This is a genomic window from Enterococcus sp. DIV1337a (genome assembly GCF_051712285.1).
Lineage (GTDB): Bacteria > Bacillota > Bacilli > Lactobacillales > Enterococcaceae > Enterococcus > Enterococcus faecalis.
This window is the reverse complement of sequence record NZ_JBIOOP010000001.1, coordinates 1,794,207-1,810,470: the sequence shown is the minus strand read 5'-3', so window position 1 is coordinate 1,810,470 and position 16,264 is coordinate 1,794,207. Positions and strand designations below refer to the sequence as shown.

The following is a 16,264-nucleotide window of genomic DNA, read 5'->3' as shown; positions in this document are numbered from 1 at the left end:
ATAACATGTCAAAAACAGTCGTTCGTAAAAACGAATCTCTTGATGATGCTCTTCGTCGCTTCAAACGTTCCGTTTCAAAAGCGGGTACTTTACAAGAATCACGTAAACGTGAATTCTACGAAAAACCAAGTGTAAAGCGTAAGAAAAAATCTGAAGCAGCTAGAAAACGTAAAAAATTCTAGTTTTGAATGAATTGGAGTTGGTGGTATGTCATTGCTAACCACATTGAATGACGACATTAAAACAGCGATGAAAGCTAAAGACAAAGAAACTTTAGCCGTGCTTCGCATGTTAAAGACTGCCATTCAAAATGATCAGATTAAAGCGGGCCGTGAATTGAACGGAGAAGAAGAACTCACTGTATTGTCTCGTGAGATGAAACAGAGAAAAGATTCTTTATCAGAGTTTGAAAAGGCGGGACGCGACGATCTTGTTGAAAAAGTAAAAGTTGAAATAGCAATTGTTGAAAAATATATGCCTCAACAACTAACGGAGGAAGAAATTCGTCAACTAGTTCAAGAGGTAATGACGCAAACTGGCGCCACTTCACCAAAAGATTTTGGTAAAGTGATGGGCGCTATGATGCCGAAAGTCAAAGGCAAAGCCGATGGCAACCAAGTTAACGCAATTGTGAAAGAATTATTACAAGAAAACTAAGAGCGTTATCGAAACTAGGACAGGATACTGTCCTAGTTTTTTTATGCAAAGAGAAAACCGGTAGCTTTTTACGGTTTTCTCTTTTTTGACTTTCAAAGTCAAATCAGGTACGACTTCTTTTTAAACAGATAAGAATGTGGTATCATTGTAAAGGACTATATAATAAAGGAGATGGACGTTTTTTGACAGATAATCAGTCAAAATCTTTGGAATTAATACTTACTGATTCTGATGATGCACACATGCTTTTAGGAACACATGATAAACATATCAAATTTTTAGAAGAGAATACCCACGTAACGATTAATAGTCGTGGCGAAGTTATTCAGTTAATTGGCGAATCATCAGAGGTAGAGTTAGTCGCTTCCGTGTTAAGAGCGCTACAAACATTAATTCAACGAGGCATCAAAGTGCATACGCCAGATGTCGTTTCTGCTTTAAAAATGGCCAAAGCTGGAAATTTAGAGGCGTTTATTGCCATGTATGAAGAAGAAATTATGAAGGACCATCATGGTCGGGCCATCCGAATTAAGAATGTTGGTCAAAAAAAATATATCGATGCAGTTAAAACCCATGACGTCATTTTCGGGGTGGGACCCGCGGGGACAGGGAAAACCTTTTTAGCCGTGGTGATGGCAGTAGCAGCCTTGAAAAAAGGCGAAGTACAAAAAATTATTTTAACTCGTCCAGCGGTGGAAGCTGGCGAAAGCTTGGGCTTTTTACCAGGTGACTTAAAAGAAAAAGTCGATCCTTATTTACGTCCAGTTTACGATGCCTTGTATCAAATTTTTGGTATGGATCATACAAATCGTTTAATGGAACGCGGCGTTATTGAAATTGCCCCGCTTGCTTATATGCGTGGTCGTACATTGGATGATGCTTTTGTCATTCTAGATGAAGCACAAAATACCACGGTTGCCCAAATGAAAATGTTTTTAACTCGTTTAGGGTTTAGTTCAAAAATGATTGTTAATGGAGATACTAGTCAAATTGACTTGCCACGTGGTGTAACAAGTGGTTTAGTTAACGCCGAGCGTACGTTAAAAGACATTGAAAAAATTGCCTTTGTAAATTTTGAAGCCAGTGACGTTGTGCGTCATCCGGTTGTAGCACAAATTATTCAAGCCTATGAAAAAGAACAACAAAAGCATTCCTAAGCAGTTAGGGAAGGAGTGAAAGTACCTTTTGAAAAAAGTACTTACAAAGTTAGGGGATCGTTTAGGTAAAGCCTATTTGCCTATTTTATTAGCCGTTTTTTCTCTTCTTTTATTTATGATTATGTTTGGCAGTGTCCATCAGAAAAGAGTAGAAATTAAAGAAGGTCAACTGGCCGAGAAAACTATTCGTGCAAATAAAAATATCGAAAATACCTACGAAACAGAACAAAGAAAAAAATTGGCAGCAGAAGCTGTCACACCCGAATATATTTATCAAGAAGATACGGCATCTGTCCAACATAATCGTATTGATAAATTATTTAAATTGATTGATTCTGCGAATGAAAAAGTAGACAAAGAGTATAGCAATAAGCAAGCGAAGGCCAAAAAGGAAGAAACGATTCCTGCGCCGACCGTAGAAGAACGAGTAGCTAGCTTAAAGTCATTGTTTGAATCTTTACCGCAAGATGAAGTTACGTTTTATCAAAGTTTTCCTAATGTTTTTTATCAAACAATCTTTACATTAACCTCTGAGCAATTGGATAAGGTTCGTTCAGAAAGTTTGATGTTGGTGGATGACGCAATGCAAAATCACGTTCGAGAATCTGATTTGGATAAAATTCGCCAAGAAGCTAACGGTAAAATTCAATACTTAGATATTACGAGTACCATGCAACAAGTCATTCGTTACATTGTTAACCAAGGGATTGTGGTAAACGATATTGCCAATGAAAAACGAACAGAAGAGCTACGCCAAAAAGCGATGAATGCTGTTCAACCCGCAATGATTTATCAAGGCGAAATTATTGTTCGTGAAGGTACTCAAATTGATGCAAAAGCGGTCGAAAAACTTGAGTTACTAGGAATGACTAGTCAAAATACGTCTATTTTTCCGATGGTGGCATTAGCATTAGCTATTTTACTTCAAGTTGAAGTGTTGATTTTCTTTACAAAACAAGTGACTGAGCCTTCGCGACAACGCTCGTTTATTATCTTTTACACGGGTGCTATGCTAATCAGTGTTATTTTAATGAAATTCTTCCAGATTTTCCAAACCGAGCAGTTGATGTATATTCCCTTGTTCTATCCAGCAGCCTTTGCACCGCTGATTCTAAATCATTTTGTGAATCGTCGTTCAGGGATAATCGCTGCCATTTTCCAAGTCGTTTTTGCGTTATTTATCTTTTATAATTCTATTGGCACAAACTCGTTGACGGTTATTCTGATTATGTACTTATTCTCAGGATTTCTAGCAACAGTTGTTAAACGGAAACGGATGAGTGAGCAAGTTTTCCCAGCTTTAATGTGGGTAGTTGTCTTTCCTGTTTTCATGGCGGTTGTCTTAATGATTTATCAAGGGATGAGTTTAACAGATGGTAAAACGTGGACGGCTTTAATTTGTGCAGGTGCAGGAACGGTCCTTTCATTTTTAGCAACAATGGGCTTGCATCCATATATCGAATTATTAGTGACCGATGATAGTATGATTGTCTTGAATGAATTAAGTAACCCGAACCATCCGTTGTTAAAACAACTGTTAGAAGAAGCGCCAGGTACCTATCATCATAGCATGATGGTGGCTAGTTTGAGCGCTAACGCTGTTGCTGAGATTGGCGGTCGGTCGCTATTAACACGAGTTGCTTGTTATTACCATGACATTGGCAAAATTAAACACGCAAATTTCTTTGTGGAAAACTTACCTGCTGGAGCAGAAAATCCACATAACTTTTTATTACCAGAAGATAGTAAACAAATTATTTTTGGCCACGTAATTGATGGCGCCAAAATTTTAGAAGAGTACAATATGCCGCAAATGGTTATTGACATTTGTCGTCAACATCATGGCACAACATTGATGAAATTTTTCTATGTGAAAGCAAAAGAACGCAATCCTGAAATTAAAGAATCAGACTTCCGTTATCCTGGACCACGTCCACAAACACGAGAAGCAGGGATTGTTAGTATTGCTGATACTTGTGAGGCTGCTGTGCGGGCGATGGATCATCCGACCAACGAAAAAATTCAAGCCTTTGTGCATAATGTGATTCAAGATAGAATTTCAGATGGCCAATTAGATGAATGCGGGTTAACGATGAAAGAGATTCGCATCATTGAAAAATCATTAATTAATGGATTATGCAGTACCTTCCATTCACGGATTAAGTATCCAAAAATGAAAGCTGAAGCAGAAGAAATGAAAGATGAACAAGAAAAGAGAGATGACTAATGGATATTACTTTCATTGATGAAACCGAGAAAGTACCAACAGAAGAAATCAAAGAAATCGAAAACTTGCTGCAATTTGCAGCGGGTTTTCTAGAAATTGCCGAAGATACGGAGATGTCGGTGACTTTTACAGATAACGCAGGTATCCAAGTGATTAATCGTGACTATCGGGGCAAAGATATGCCTACAGATGTCATCAGTTTTGCTTTAGAGGATGAAGGGGAAGACGAATTGCCAATTATTTTTGATGATGAAGAAATGGCAGAGCTACCACGGAATCTAGGTGATTTAATTATTTCAACAGAGCGAGCAGCAGAACAAGCAGTTGAATATGGGCACACATTGGAGCGAGAAATGGGCTTTTTGGCAGTACATGGCTTTTTACATTTGAATGGATACGATCATATGGAACCTGAAGATGAAAAAGAAATGTTTGGTTTACAGAAAGAGATTTTAGATGCGTATGGCCTTAAAAGATGAGCAAACAGGAAAAAATAAACATTTTATTCATTCATTAGAATTTGCCTGGCAAGGAATCAAAACAGTTTTTCGAGAAGAACGTAATATGCGCAAACATGTGGCGTTTGGTGTCACTGCCATTGTGTTTGGTTTCTTGTTTTCCTTAACACTTGCTGAATGGCTGTGGTTGTTATTGGCCGTTTTTCTTGTCTGGTTGGCAGAAATTATCAACACAATTTTTGAAAATGTCGTAGATATGTTTACGGATTTTCACTTTCATCCAATTGGAAAAAAAGTTAAAGACATGGCCGCAGGAGCTGTTTTATTAACAGCCGGTTTCGCAGTGCTAGTAGGACTAATTCTATTTGTACCAAAAATTTTACAAATCATTCAAATGTGGAAATAAGAGGAGAAATACAATGACAACTGAACATAAATCTGGTTTCGTAGCCATTGTCGGCAGACCTAATGTTGGAAAATCAACATTGTTAAATCGAATTGTCGGCCAAAAAATTGCAATTATGAGTGACAAAGCACAAACAACTCGTAATAAGATTCAAGGAATTTATACAATTCCTGAAGCACAAATTGTTTTTATCGATACTCCAGGGATTCACAAACCTAAACACCGCTTAGGCGATTTCATGGTGGAAAGTGCCTACAATGCGATGCGTGAAGTAGATGCTACTCTATTTATGGTAAGTGCTGATCAAAAACGCGGGAAAGGTGACGACTTTATTATTGAACGATTGAAAAATAATAATAGTCCAGTCTACTTGATTATTAATAAAATTGACAAAGTCCATCCAGATGATTTATTGAGTATTATTGAAGACTATTCGAAACAAATGGACTTTAAAGAAATTATTCCCATCTCTGCCACTGAAGGAAATAATTTTGAGCATTTAATGGATGTTCTCGTTGAGCAAATGCCAGAAGGACCTCAGTATTTCCCTGATGACCAAATTACAGATCATCCAGAATATTTTATCGTTTCCGAATTAATTCGTGAAAAAGTGTTACTTTTAACAAGAGATGAGATTCCTCATTCTGTCGCTGTCGTTGTGGACTCAATGAAACGGGATGAAAACGATAAAGTCCATGTCCAAGCAACCATTATTGTGGAACGGGACAGTCAAAAAGGCATCATCATTGGCAAAGGCGGAAAAATGCTGAAACAAATTGGTACCAAGGCGCGTCAAGATATTGAATATTTATTAGATGACAAAGTGTATTTGGAGTTGTGGGTAAAAGTCCAAAAAGACTGGCGTGACAAAAAAATCTATTTACAAGATTTCGGTTATCGCAAAGAAGAATATTAAGAAAGTAGTGTTTGGGAAGCGAGTGTATAAATGAACTTCCCAAACACTACACTAATTTACATAAGAAATGGAAGTGAATTGAATGGCATTAGGGGAGACTAAAGGTATTATTTTATTTACGAAGGATTTTAAAGAGAAGGATAAACTCGTCAAAATTTTTACAGAATCCTATGGAAAATTGATGTTTTTTGTGAAAGGCGCGCATCGAAAAAATAATCCTCTTTTGCCAGCGATCCTGCCATTTACAGAAGCCGTCTACATCGGAAATTTTAGAGAAGAAGGCTTATCTTTTCTCAATAGCAGTAAAGAAGTTCAACCTTTTCGAAACATTCAACAAGATATATTTATTAACGCGTATGGAACATATATTTTAAACTTAGTCGATGCAGCAATTGAAGATCAGCACTATGATCCGAACTTATTTCAATTTACCCACATGGCATTATCCGCTTTAAATGAGCATAAAGATCCGGAAATCATTACAAATATTTTTGAAATTCAATTGTTAGAACGGTTTGGTGTACGACCAGAATGGCATCATTGTGTGGCTTGTGGCGAAACACAAGGGAAATTTGATTATTCCTCAAAATATAGCGGTGTGCTTTGTGAAAAACATTGGCATTTAGATGAACAGCGCTACCATGCAGATCCTAGAGCAATTCATTTTATTCGCTTATTTTCGCAAGTCTCCTATGAAAAAGTCCAAAACATTCAAGTAAAAGAAGAAACTAAGAAGAGTATTCGAGAAACGATTGATATGTTATACGATGAATATGTTGGTTTGCACTTAAAAAGCAAAAAATTTATTGATCAAATGAAAACGTGGGAAAATACGCTAAAAATTCCGCCACGAAAGAAGGAAGAAAAAGAAACATAAACAAGCAGTCATTTTTCTAAAAAAAATTTGACAACTTCCCTCAGACACCGTATTATGATAGAGAAGTTAAATACGTACGAAGAAAAAGAGAAGTAAAAAGAACCCTCTGTTAAGCGAATCTGGGAGAGTGGGAGCCAGAAACACGGAACTTTTGAAAGGCACTTTGGAGTACGACAAACGAAGCTGCCGATGAACGCATCGGAAGTAGGGTGGAACCGCGATAATTATTCGTCCCTATGTCTATTAATAGGCATGGGGACTTTTTGCTGTGAATCACTACGATTGGCGCAAAGGCGACAGAGTAGATGATGAACAGCACAAGGTGACCAAAGGGAACGTTGTAACCGAATAAAAAAAAGCAAACAGTTAACACCAAAAGAAAAAATAGTAACGTTTATTCAAAAAAGCTCAATTGGCGCAAAAGTGTCAGAGCAGATGTGGAACAGCACAAGGTGAGCAAAGGGAACGTTGTCTCCTCTATTTTAAAACAAACTGTTTAGCCAAAAACATGGAGCAGATGTGGAACGTTGTAACCGAATAAAAATTATCCTATTCTACAAAATTGTTTCTCTGTAGCCCTTTTTAAATTTACATTCCCGAAGCAAAGCCAATACCTATGTCTATAAAAAATATTCCAAGGAGGAAAACAATGAAAAACAAGTTAACCGTACAAGAAATGATTTTAACCTTGCAAAAATTTTGGTCATCTAATGGCTGTATGTTAATGCAAGCCTATGATACAGAAAAAGGAGCCGGTACCATGAGTCCTTACACGTTTTTACGTGCCATTGGACCTGAACCATGGAACGCTGCCTACGTAGAACCTTCTCGTCGTCCAGCTGATGGACGCTATGGTGAAAATCCGAACCGTCTATACCAACATCATCAATTCCAAGTTGTAATGAAGCCTTCTCCTGAAAATATCCAAGAACTTTATCTAGAAAGTTTGAAATTATTAGGAATTGATCCATTAGAACATGACATTCGTTTTGTAGAAGATAACTGGGAAAATCCTTCAATGGGTTGTGCTGGTTTAGGTTGGGAAGTTTGGCTAGATGGCATGGAAATCACCCAATTTACGTATTTCCAACAAGTTGGCGGCTTACAATGTCATCCTGTCACTTCTGAAATTACTTACGGGTTAGAACGCTTGGCATCATATATCCAAGAAGTCGAAAGTGTCTATGATTTAGAATGGACACAAGGCGTTAAATATGGTGAAATTTTTGTCCAACCTGAATATGAGCATTCAAAATATTCCTTTGAAATTAGTAACCAAGAAATGCTTTTAGAAAACTTTGACAAATTTGAAAAAGAAGCTAAACGCTGTATTGAAGAAAGCTTAGTTCATCCAGCCTATGATTATATTTTAAAATGTAGCCATACATTCAATTTATTAGATGCTCGCGGTGCTGTCTCTGTAACAGAACGTGCAGGATATTTAGCCCGCATTCGAAATATGGCTCGTTCCGTGGCGAAAATTTTTGTGGCTGAACGTGAAAAATTAGGGTTCCCATTATTAAATAAAGATCAACACGTATCCAAGGAGGCAGAATAACATGGCAAAAGATTTATTATTAGAAATTGGCTTAGAAGAAATGCCCGCACATGTTGTCACACCAAGCCGTATCCAACTTGAAGAAAAAGTAATCAAATTTTTAGATGAACATCATTTAGACTATGAGACAGTGCAATCCTTTGCCACACCTCGTCGTTTAGCCGTGAAAGTAACTGCGATTCCTGAAAAACAAGCGGATGTTGAAGAAGAAGTAAAAGGTCCAGCGAAAAAGATTGCTTTAGATGCTGAAGGAAATTGGTCAAAAGCTGCACAAGGTTTTGTACGCGGCCAAGGAGTCACAACTGAGGACATTGTTTTCAAAGAATTAAATGGTGTCGAATATGTCTATGTGACGAAGTTTACCAAAGGCCAAAGTGCCAAAGAGGTATTAACAAAATTAAATGACGTGATTACAAGTCTAACTTTCCCGGTAACAATGCACTGGGCAAACTATGATTTCGAATATATTCGTCCAATTCACTGGATTGTGGCACTACTTGATGATGAAGTAATTCCTTTCAAAGTGTTAGACGTGACGACAGGGCAAACTTCTCGTGGCCACCGTTTCTTGGGAGACGATGTGACGTTCCAACATGCTAATGAATATGAAGCAAAATTAAAAGAACAATTTGTAGTGGTTCAACCGAATGAACGGAAACAAATGATTGTTGATCAAGCGAACGCACTCGCTGCAGAAAAAAATTGGCAGTTAGCTTTAGATGAAGAGTTATTGGAAGAAGTTACGAATTTAGTGGAATATCCAACTGCATTTGTAGGCAGTTTTGATGAAAAATATTTATCTGTTCCAGATGAAGTATTAGTGACTTCTATGAAAGAACACCAACGTTACTTTGAAGTTCGTAACGACCAAGGCTTATTAATGCCGCATTTTATCGCTGTTCGCAATGGGGATAATGTTCACCTTGAAAACGTGATTAAAGGAAATGAAAAAGTGTTAATTGCTCGTTTAGAAGATGCAGAATTCTTTTACAATGAAGATAAAAAATTAACGATTGAAGCATGTGTTGAAAAACTAAAAAATGTGACTTTCCATGAAAAGATTGGCTCAATTTATGAAAAAATGCAACGGGTTGCTTTAATTGCACAAATCATTGGTAGAAAAGTTGGCTTATCTGAGGAGGAATTGGAAGATTTAAAACGTGCCTCTGAAATTTATAAATTTGACTTAGTAACAAATATGGTTGGTGAATTTCCAGAATTACAAGGAATTATGGGAGAAAAATATGCCTTATTACAAGGCGAAAAATCAGCCGTAGCAACGGCTATTCGAGAACATTATCTACCAACTTCCAGTGAAGGTGAATTGCCAGAAACAGCAATCGGGGCTGTTTTAGCCTTAGCCGATAAGCTTGATAGCGTCTTTTCATTCTTCTCAGTTGGTATGATTCCAACAGGTTCTAACGATCCTTATGCACTTCGTCGTCAAACCTATGGCGTTATCCGAATTATTGAAGATAAAGGCTGGACCTTCCCATTAGTCCAATTACAAACAGAAGTTGATGAAGCAGTGAATCAAGATGTTGAAAAATATGGCGTTTTACTAAACGAAGGACAAGCAGAAGTCGTTGAATTTGTGAAAGCTCGCTTACGTCAATTATTAATGACGAAAAACGTTCGCCATGACATTATCGATGCAGTGGTGTCTGCTGAGCAAGCCGATTTATCGAAATTATTTGCTTCAGCGAATATTTTAAAAAGCCGTTTTGAAGATCAAGATTTTAAACCATCAATGGAAGCCTTAACGCGTGTTATTAATTTAGCGAAAAAAGGGCAAGAACTTTTAGGCGATGCTGAAGAAGGGATTGATCCAAGTCTGTTTGAAAATAAGGCAGAAAAAGAACTATATCAAGCGGTTAACGATTTGTCAGAAGCTTTTGCGACACGCACGATTGCAGAAAACTATGAAGCACTAGTAAACCTACGTCCGTTAATTGATGCGTACTTCAATGAAACCATGGTCATGGTTGAGGATGAAAAAGTCAAACAAAATCGATTAAAACAATTAATGCAAATTGCTAAAATGGCGTTATCAATTGCTAGCTTAGATTTATTAATTGTAAAATAAAAAGCGTTGCTTTTCGACCGCTAAGGAGGAACCACCAGCATGTCAGAAACAACGTTGGAACAAATTTTAACGCAATTATCAAAGCCAGCTGTTCGTGCGCTAACGAATGAAAAAATCGATAGTGTGGATGAACTCTATGCACGAGGCCGAGAAGCGTTACTTTCGTTGCACGGCTTTGGTCCTAAGTCTATTCGAACCATTGAAGAGATGACTGGCAAAGAATTGAAATAAAAAAAGGATCGCCTCTCAAACGGCGATCCTTTTTTTATTTACGTTTTTGTTTTCCAGCATTGCGACCTTTATTGCCGTTTGCTTTTGGTTGGTTCGTTTTTTGCGTTACTTTGTTTGTTTCTTTGGGTGTCACGTCCTTAATAGGAGTAACCACTTGTTTTGGTGGGTTATTTTTCAATTCTTCTTGTACTTGTTTTTTAATTCTTGGACGTAAGAGGATATTTGTGATGGCAGATTGAATACATGTGAAAATACCACCAACTACCCAGTAAAGCGCTACGCCTGCAGGTGAGCTAAAGGACATGAAAACAATCATTAATGGTGAAACAATCAGCATTGATTTCATTGTTTTCTTTTGTTCTTCAGGAATACCAATCATTGAAATATAGCCTTGAGCTAAATAGGCTAAACCAGCTAATGCCACTAAAATCATACTTGGTTGCCCTAAATTCATTCCTAAGAAGCTTGCTGTGGCAATACCTTTTGTATAACGAGCAGCAAAGAACAGAGAAGAGAAAATAGGCATTTGAATTAATAAAGGCAAACAACCAATTCCGCCAACCATACTCACATTGTTTTCTTTATAAATCTTTTGTAGTTCTGCTTGTGCGGCCATTTGTTCTTCACGCGTACTTGCTTGTTTCATTTTTGCTTGTGCAACATCCACTTGAGGTTTGATTGCTTGCATTTTTTCCGTTTGGATAAAGCTTTTTTTCGATTGATGTAAGCCTAACGGTAAAATAATGATCCGTACAATAATGGTGATAAAAATAATCGCCCAACCATAGTTCCAATTAAAATTATCGACAAGATAAGTAATTGCATTACTCATCGGTAAAACAAGGAAGTTATAGACAAAACCTTCACCAGTTGGTTGTCCATCTGCTCCTGTTTTCACACAGCCTGATAAAAACATTACTAAAAATAGTAAGCCAGAGCCGTAAAGCCATCGGTTTAATTTACGCATGTAATTCGGTCCTTTTCTAAAAAATTTTTACATGGTTAACTATACTTGAAACAGCGCTCTTTTTCAATCAAAATCGCAAAGAAGCTCTCACAAAAATCAATAAAAAGCAGGAACTACTTGCTGTTCAAGGCTTCTTTCCAAAGGAATCAATTGTTAGAAAGTAAGTTTATTGAATCACTTTAAATTGTTCCGTCTCTTCTAACAAAGGGTCATCTTGAATATCAACATACGTTACACGTCCCGCTGGACTGGGGGAATCTTTGATTTTTTTGATAAATGTTTCCATTATGTCTTCAGGTGCAATTGCTGTGATTGAAACGGACCCGTCGTCTTCGTTCTTCACTGAACCAGTGACACCTAATTGATCTGCCACCATTTTGGTCATGTAGCGGAAGCCAACACCTTGGACACGCCCTTGTACATTCATTCTTAGTTTTTCCATGAGAGACACTTCCTTTGCTTTTTTCTTTATGATAGCGATTTTTCTTGGTTCTAGCAAGTATCCAAGCAAGCTAGAAGCATGCTATAATACAAAGGCGAGGTGACTTATGAAAGAAATTACATCAACGAAAAATAACCAATTAAAAGAATGGAAAAAATTACACAAAAAGAAGTACCGAGAAGAACTGAACCAATATATAATAGAAGGATTTCATTTAGTTGAAGAAGCCGTGAAGGCCAATGCCAATGTCCAGTGGATTTTGTTTAATCAAAGAGGTCAACAAGAATGGGGAACTTGGTTAGCTGAACAAGAAACAGAAAAATTAATTTTTGTAAGTGATGAGGTTTTAAATAGTTTGTCGGAGCTGCCAACTTCACAAGGGATTTTGGCAATTGTCACCTTGGAAACGCAACAAGAGCAGTCGCTTTCTTTTAAAGGTGGTTGGTTACTTTTAGATAATATCCAAGACCCTGGTAATGTTGGTACGATGATTCGCACAGCTGATGCAGCAGGTTTAGCAGGCGTGATTTTAGGTAAGGGCACAGCAGATATTTACAATACAAAAGTGTTGCGCTCAATGCAGGGAAGCCACTATCATTTACCAGTTCTCCAACGAGAGTTGACTGAAGTGGTTCAGGCATTCAAGAAGCAAGGTCTACCAGTTTTCGGTACAGAACTAAATGAAGCTGCGATTGCTTATTATGAACAAGAGGCAGCGGAAAATTATGCGTTGATTTTAGGCAATGAAGGTAGCGGGGTTTCGCCAGAATTGTTAGCAGAAACCACGAAAAATCTTTATATTCCAATGAAAGGTCAAGCAGAATCATTGAATGTCGCTATCGCAGCGGGTGTGTTAATGTTTTATTTTGAAAATAATCAATAACAGAAACGAGTGTCAAAAAATGCTGACTATCAAAAAGACAACCCAGTTAACAGAAAAAGAATTAGAAACCATTATGGCTATTTGGCTGCAAACGAATCTAGAAGCTCATCCATTTGTCGCACCAACTTATTGGCAAGAAAATAAGGCATTAGTCCGCGCTGCGTTACCAAAAGCAACACTAATCTTAGCAGAAGAAGCGGGTCAGATAATTGGGTTTTTAGGCTTAATGGATAACTATATCGCAGGAATTTTTATAAAAAAAGCGTTTCAAGGTAAGGGCATCGGTCAGAAATTACTGGAAGTAGCAAAAGAAGAACAGGATGTCTTATCTTTGGCTGTTTACAGGGAAAATCAAGCAGCTTATGCTTTTTATCAAAAACAAGGATTTGTCGAACAAAAGCGAACCACCGATGAAACAGGAAACGAAGAATGTCAGCTTGTTTGGCAAGCGCAGTAGGAGCGATATTTCTAGTTTTAAGGCTTGCTATTTTTCTGAAAATATCTTATACTGTTAAAGGTGTGATTTTCACACACGAAATCCACATTCTTTTCCATCTGCGAAGTGGTGCTACTGCGGTAGTTCTTCAAGGAGTTGACGAAAAGAAGAGGAAAATAAAAACCAAACTGGAGGAAACACAACATGGCAGTAATTTCTATGAAACAATTACTAGAAGCCGGCGTACACTTTGGTCACCAAACTCGTCGCTGGAACCCAAAAATGAAGAAATATATCTTCACAGAAAGAAACGGTATCTACATCATTGACTTACAAAAAACAGTGAAATTAGTAGATGCAGCTTACGATTACATGAAAAACGTTGCAGAAGAAGGCGGCGTTGCTTTATTCGTAGGAACTAAAAAACAAGCACAAGAAGCAATCAAAGATGAAGCAATCCGCGCTGGTCAATACTATGTAAACCATCGTTGGTTAGGTGGTACGTTAACTAACTGGGATACAATCCAAAAACGTATTGCTCGCTTGAAAAAAATCAATGCAATGGAAGAAGACGGCACTTTCGAAGTTTTACCTAAGAAAGAAGTTGCTGGCTTAAACAAAGAACGTGAACGTTTAGAAAAATTCTTAGGTGGTATCGCTGATATGCCAAGAATTCCAGATGTAATGTACATCGTTGACCCACGTAAAGAACGCATTGCTGTTCAAGAAGCACACAAATTAAACATTCCAATCGTTGCAATGGTTGATACAAACTGTGATCCTGATGAGATCGATGTTGTAATCCCTTCAAATGATGATGCAATCCGCGCCGTGAAATTAATCACTGCTAAAATGGCTGACGCTTTCATCGAAGGTAACCAAGGGGAAGACCAAGCAACTGAAGAGTTATTCGTTGAAGAAACACCAGAAGCAACTTCAATCGAAGAAATCGTTGATGTTGTTGAAGGAAACAACGAATCAGCTGAATAATAATGATTACGGAGCTGTCTCAAAGGCTAGGCGACAAAAAGCCTGATTCTCCTTTGAGATAGCTTTTTTAAAAAGAATTGATAATATCCGAGGAGGACACAAATAATGGCAGACGTTACAGCTAAAATGGTAAAAGAATTACGCGATATGACTGGCGTTGGAATGATGGACGCTAAAAAAGCATTAGTAAAAGTAGAAGGCGACATGGAAAAAGCCGTAGACTTTTTACGTGAAAATGGTATGGCTAAAGCAGCGAAGAAAAATGACCGCATTGCGGCTGAAGGTTTAGCAAACGTAGCAACTGTAGGTAACGTTGCAGCAATCGTTGAAGTAAACTCAGAAACTGACTTCGTTTCTAAAAACGAAATGTTCCAAGATTTAGTTAAAGATATTGCGACTAAAGTTGCTGAAAACAAACCAGCTACGATGGAAGAAGCAATGGCTATTAAAACTGAAAAAGGCACAATCGAATCTGATTTAATCGAAGCAACAACTGTTATCGGTGAAAAAATCAGCTTCCGTCGTTTTGAAGTTGTCGAAAAAGCTGACAATGCTGCATTTGGCGCTTACTTACACATGGGTGGCCGTATTGCTGTATTAACAGTTATCGATGGCACAACTGACGAAGAAGTAGCGAAAGATGTTGCTATGCACATCGCGGCAATCAACCCTCGCTATGTCAACGAATCTCAAATTCCTCAAGAAGAATTAGAACACGAAAAAGCTGTGTTAACTGAACAAGCATTAAACGAAGGTAAACCAGCAAATATCGTTGAAAAAATGGTTGTTGGTCGTCTACAAAAATTCAAAGCAGAAATCGCTTTGGTTGACCAACCATTTGTTAAAGATCCAGATATGACTGTCGAAAAATTTGTTGCTTCTAAAGGCGGCGAAGTGAAATCATTCGTACGTTTTGAAGTTGGCGAAGGTATCGAAAAACGTGAAGATAACTTTGCGGATGAAGTAATGAGCCAAATGAAAAACTAAGAGCATCGAACGCTCGGTTGAAAAGCCGTGAATCATAAGTATCTAAACAGACAGCGCTCCCCAAAGGAAGCTGCATAAATTGATTACTGCTTGATTCAAGGCAGTCTTTCAGCCATTTGGGAACGCATAACTTTGATATGCGCTCCCTTTTTTTAGGCAAAACCAGTGGATCGCACTGCTTGGTCTAAAAAATCATTTTGGTGAAAAGTCATCTAAATGAGGAATTGAATGATTTTTAGAGAATCTTGGAGGGAATTATGATGGTTAAACCTAAGTATCAACGTGTCGTATTAAAGTTAAGTGGAGAAGCGCTAGCCGGAGAAGACGGTTTTGGCATTAAACCACCAGTCATTAAAGAAATCGTCCAAGAAATTAAAGAGGTCCATGAACTAGGTATCGAAATGGCCATCGTAGTTGGCGGCGGCAACATCTGGCGTGGACAAATTGGTGCTCAAATGGGCATGGAACGTGCACAAGCTGATTATATGGGCATGTTAGCTACTGTGATGAATGCCTTAGCATTGCAAGATACATTAGAAAATCTTGGTGTGCCTACACGTGTTCAAACATCAATTGAAATGCGTCAAATTGCAGAACCATACATTCGTCGTCGTGCAGAACGTCATTTAGAAAAAGGCCGCGTTGTTATTTTTGCCGGAGGAACAGGAAATCCTTACTTCTCAACAGATACAACGGCTGCTTTACGAGCTGCAGAAGTGGATGCGGACGTCATCTTAATGGCGAAGAACAATGTTGATGGTGTTTATTCTGCGGATCCACGTGTGGATGAAACAGCGACAAAATTTGAAGAACTAACACATTTAGATGTTATTTCTAAAGGGCTGCAAGTAATGGATTCAACAGCAAGCTCATTAAGTATGGATAACGATATTCCTTTAGTTGTCTTTAACCTAAATGAAGCAGGAAATATCCGTCGTGCCATCCTTGGTGAAAATATCGGAACAACTGTAAGGGGGAAATAAAAA

General features: G+C 37.9%; 18 protein-coding genes. 16 read left to right on the top strand and 2 right to left on the bottom strand.

Features of this window, described 5'->3' with window-relative positions; translation table 11 throughout:
• The first annotated feature begins 5 nt into the window (after positions 1-5).
• From rpsU to IGL49_RS08525, 11 genes are all read left to right on the top strand, one after another.
• Complete coding sequence (gene rpsU / locus IGL49_RS08575; protein ID WP_002356740.1) at positions 6-182, top strand: 30S ribosomal protein S21; 177 nt, start codon at positions 6-8, stop codon at positions 180-182.
• 25 nt (positions 183-207) lie between these two features.
• A complete protein-coding gene (locus tag IGL49_RS08570; protein ID WP_002356741.1) occupies positions 208-657 on the top strand; it encodes a GatB/YqeY domain-containing protein in 450 nt (149 codons plus the stop codon).
• Positions 658-899: 242 nt separating this feature from the next.
• Complete coding sequence (locus IGL49_RS08565; protein WP_369810298.1) at positions 900-1,814, top strand: PhoH family protein; 915 nt, start codon at positions 900-902, stop codon at positions 1,812-1,814.
• A gap of 28 nt (positions 1,815-1,842) precedes the next feature.
• Complete coding sequence (locus tag IGL49_RS08560; RefSeq protein ID WP_002382763.1) at positions 1,843-4,041, top strand: HD family phosphohydrolase; 2,199 nt, start codon at positions 1,843-1,845, stop codon at positions 4,039-4,041.
• Positions 4,041-4,520: an rRNA maturation RNase YbeY gene (ybeY, locus tag IGL49_RS08555; RefSeq protein WP_104854773.1), complete on the top strand. Its 480-nt coding sequence runs from the start codon at positions 4,041-4,043 to the stop codon at positions 4,518-4,520. Before IGL49_RS08560 ends, ybeY begins: the two co-directional genes overlap by 1 nt.
• Positions 4,504-4,905 (top strand): diacylglycerol kinase family protein, encoded by a 402-nt coding sequence (locus IGL49_RS08550; RefSeq protein ID WP_174108292.1) that lies wholly within the window; start codon positions 4,504-4,506, stop codon positions 4,903-4,905. The genes ybeY and IGL49_RS08550 overlap by 17 nt, the downstream gene beginning before the upstream one ends.
• Positions 4,906-4,918: 13 nt before the next feature.
• The gene (gene era, locus IGL49_RS08545) at positions 4,919-5,821 is read left to right on the top strand and encodes a GTPase Era (protein ID WP_002359745.1); all 903 of its coding nucleotides are present in this window, start codon (positions 4,919-4,921) and stop codon (positions 5,819-5,821) included.
• A gap of 82 nt (positions 5,822-5,903) precedes the next feature.
• Positions 5,904-6,698 carry a DNA repair protein RecO gene (gene recO / locus IGL49_RS08540; protein WP_104854771.1) on the top strand — a complete coding sequence of 265 codons (795 nt, stop codon included), beginning with the start codon at positions 5,904-5,906 and terminating at the stop codon, positions 6,696-6,698.
• Between the two features lie 649 nt (positions 6,699-7,347).
• Positions 7,348-8,256, top strand: coding sequence for a glycine--tRNA ligase subunit alpha (gene glyQ, locus IGL49_RS08535; RefSeq protein ID WP_010706545.1), 909 nt, complete (start codon positions 7,348-7,350; stop codon positions 8,254-8,256).
• A 1-nt stretch (position 8,257) separates the two neighbouring features.
• Positions 8,258-10,342 (top strand): glycine--tRNA ligase subunit beta, encoded by a 2,085-nt coding sequence (glyS, locus tag IGL49_RS08530; protein WP_104854769.1) that lies wholly within the window; start codon positions 8,258-8,260, stop codon positions 10,340-10,342.
• A gap of 39 nt (positions 10,343-10,381) precedes the next feature.
• Positions 10,382-10,573 carry a DNA-directed RNA polymerase subunit alpha C-terminal domain-containing protein gene (locus IGL49_RS08525; RefSeq protein ID WP_113794407.1) on the top strand — a complete coding sequence of 64 codons (192 nt, stop codon included), beginning with the start codon at positions 10,382-10,384 and terminating at the stop codon, positions 10,571-10,573.
• A 34-nt stretch (positions 10,574-10,607) separates the two neighbouring features.
• On the opposite strand, the gene yidC is transcribed toward IGL49_RS08525, so the two are convergent.
• Both yidC and IGL49_RS08515 read right to left on the bottom strand, forming a co-directional pair.
• The gene (gene yidC, locus IGL49_RS08520) at positions 10,608-11,540 is read right to left on the bottom strand and encodes a membrane protein insertase YidC (protein WP_104854768.1); all 933 of its coding nucleotides are present in this window, start codon (positions 11,538-11,540) and stop codon (positions 10,608-10,610) included.
• A 166-nt stretch (positions 11,541-11,706) separates the two neighbouring features.
• A complete protein-coding gene (locus IGL49_RS08515) occupies positions 11,707-11,982 on the bottom strand; it encodes an acylphosphatase (RefSeq protein ID WP_104854766.1) in 276 nt (91 codons plus the stop codon).
• 106 nt (positions 11,983-12,088) lie between these two features.
• Here IGL49_RS08515 and IGL49_RS08510 point away from each other — a divergent pair, with 106 nt between their 5' ends.
• The 5 genes from IGL49_RS08510 (at position 12,089) to pyrH (ending at position 16,261) form a co-directional block, all read left to right on the top strand.
• Positions 12,089-12,865, top strand: a complete 777-nt coding sequence (locus tag IGL49_RS08510) for a TrmH family RNA methyltransferase (RefSeq protein ID WP_104854765.1) — start codon at positions 12,089-12,091, stop codon at positions 12,863-12,865.
• A 19-nt stretch (positions 12,866-12,884) separates the two neighbouring features.
• Complete coding sequence (locus IGL49_RS08505) at positions 12,885-13,322, top strand: GNAT family N-acetyltransferase (protein WP_104854764.1); 438 nt, start codon at positions 12,885-12,887, stop codon at positions 13,320-13,322.
• A gap of 183 nt (positions 13,323-13,505) precedes the next feature.
• Positions 13,506-14,291, top strand: coding sequence for a 30S ribosomal protein S2 (gene rpsB, locus IGL49_RS08500; protein ID WP_002356759.1), 786 nt, complete (start codon positions 13,506-13,508; stop codon positions 14,289-14,291).
• A 105-nt stretch (positions 14,292-14,396) separates the two neighbouring features.
• Positions 14,397-15,278: a translation elongation factor Ts gene (gene tsf, locus IGL49_RS08495; protein ID WP_002356760.1), complete on the top strand. Its 882-nt coding sequence runs from the start codon at positions 14,397-14,399 to the stop codon at positions 15,276-15,278.
• A gap of 260 nt (positions 15,279-15,538) precedes the next feature.
• Entirely contained in the window at positions 15,539-16,261 is a 723-nt protein-coding gene (gene pyrH, locus IGL49_RS08490) for a UMP kinase (protein WP_002356761.1), read from the top strand.
• Positions 16,262-16,264: the final 3 nt, after the last annotated feature.

What these genes read in the sequence shown, in the direction of transcription:
- IGL49_RS08515 (WP_104854766.1), bottom strand. Translation starts at nt 11,982, where the DNA reads ATGGAAAAACTAAGAATGAATGTACAAGGGCGTGTCCAAGGTGTTGGC.
- IGL49_RS08550 (WP_174108292.1), top strand. Translation starts at nt 4,504, where the DNA reads ATGGCCTTAAAAGATGAGCAAACAGGAAAAAATAAACATTTTATTCAT.
- IGL49_RS08565 (WP_369810298.1), top strand. Translation starts at nt 900, where the DNA reads ATGCTTTTAGGAACACATGATAAACATATCAAATTTTTAGAAGAGAAT.
- ybeY (WP_104854773.1), top strand. Translation starts at nt 4,041, where the DNA reads ATGGATATTACTTTCATTGATGAAACCGAGAAAGTACCAACAGAAGAA.
- yidC (WP_104854768.1), bottom strand. Translation starts at nt 11,540, where the DNA reads ATGCGTAAATTAAACCGATGGCTTTACGGCTCTGGCTTACTATTTTTA.
- rpsU (WP_002356740.1), top strand. Translation starts at nt 6, where the DNA reads ATGTCAAAAACAGTCGTTCGTAAAAACGAATCTCTTGATGATGCTCTT.
- recO (WP_104854771.1), top strand. Translation starts at nt 5,904, where the DNA reads ATGGCATTAGGGGAGACTAAAGGTATTATTTTATTTACGAAGGATTTT.
- glyQ (WP_010706545.1), top strand. Translation starts at nt 7,348, where the DNA reads ATGAAAAACAAGTTAACCGTACAAGAAATGATTTTAACCTTGCAAAAA.
- pyrH (WP_002356761.1), top strand. Translation starts at nt 15,539, where the DNA reads ATGGTTAAACCTAAGTATCAACGTGTCGTATTAAAGTTAAGTGGAGAA.
- IGL49_RS08570 (WP_002356741.1), top strand. Translation starts at nt 208, where the DNA reads ATGTCATTGCTAACCACATTGAATGACGACATTAAAACAGCGATGAAA.
- tsf (WP_002356760.1), top strand. Translation starts at nt 14,397, where the DNA reads ATGGCAGACGTTACAGCTAAAATGGTAAAAGAATTACGCGATATGACT.
- IGL49_RS08510 (WP_104854765.1), top strand. Translation starts at nt 12,089, where the DNA reads ATGAAAGAAATTACATCAACGAAAAATAACCAATTAAAAGAATGGAAA.
- IGL49_RS08525 (WP_113794407.1), top strand. Translation starts at nt 10,382, where the DNA reads ATGTCAGAAACAACGTTGGAACAAATTTTAACGCAATTATCAAAGCCA.
- glyS (WP_104854769.1), top strand. Translation starts at nt 8,258, where the DNA reads ATGGCAAAAGATTTATTATTAGAAATTGGCTTAGAAGAAATGCCCGCA.
- IGL49_RS08505 (WP_104854764.1), top strand. Translation starts at nt 12,885, where the DNA reads ATGCTGACTATCAAAAAGACAACCCAGTTAACAGAAAAAGAATTAGAA.
- rpsB (WP_002356759.1), top strand. Translation starts at nt 13,506, where the DNA reads ATGGCAGTAATTTCTATGAAACAATTACTAGAAGCCGGCGTACACTTT.
- era (WP_002359745.1), top strand. Translation starts at nt 4,919, where the DNA reads ATGACAACTGAACATAAATCTGGTTTCGTAGCCATTGTCGGCAGACCT.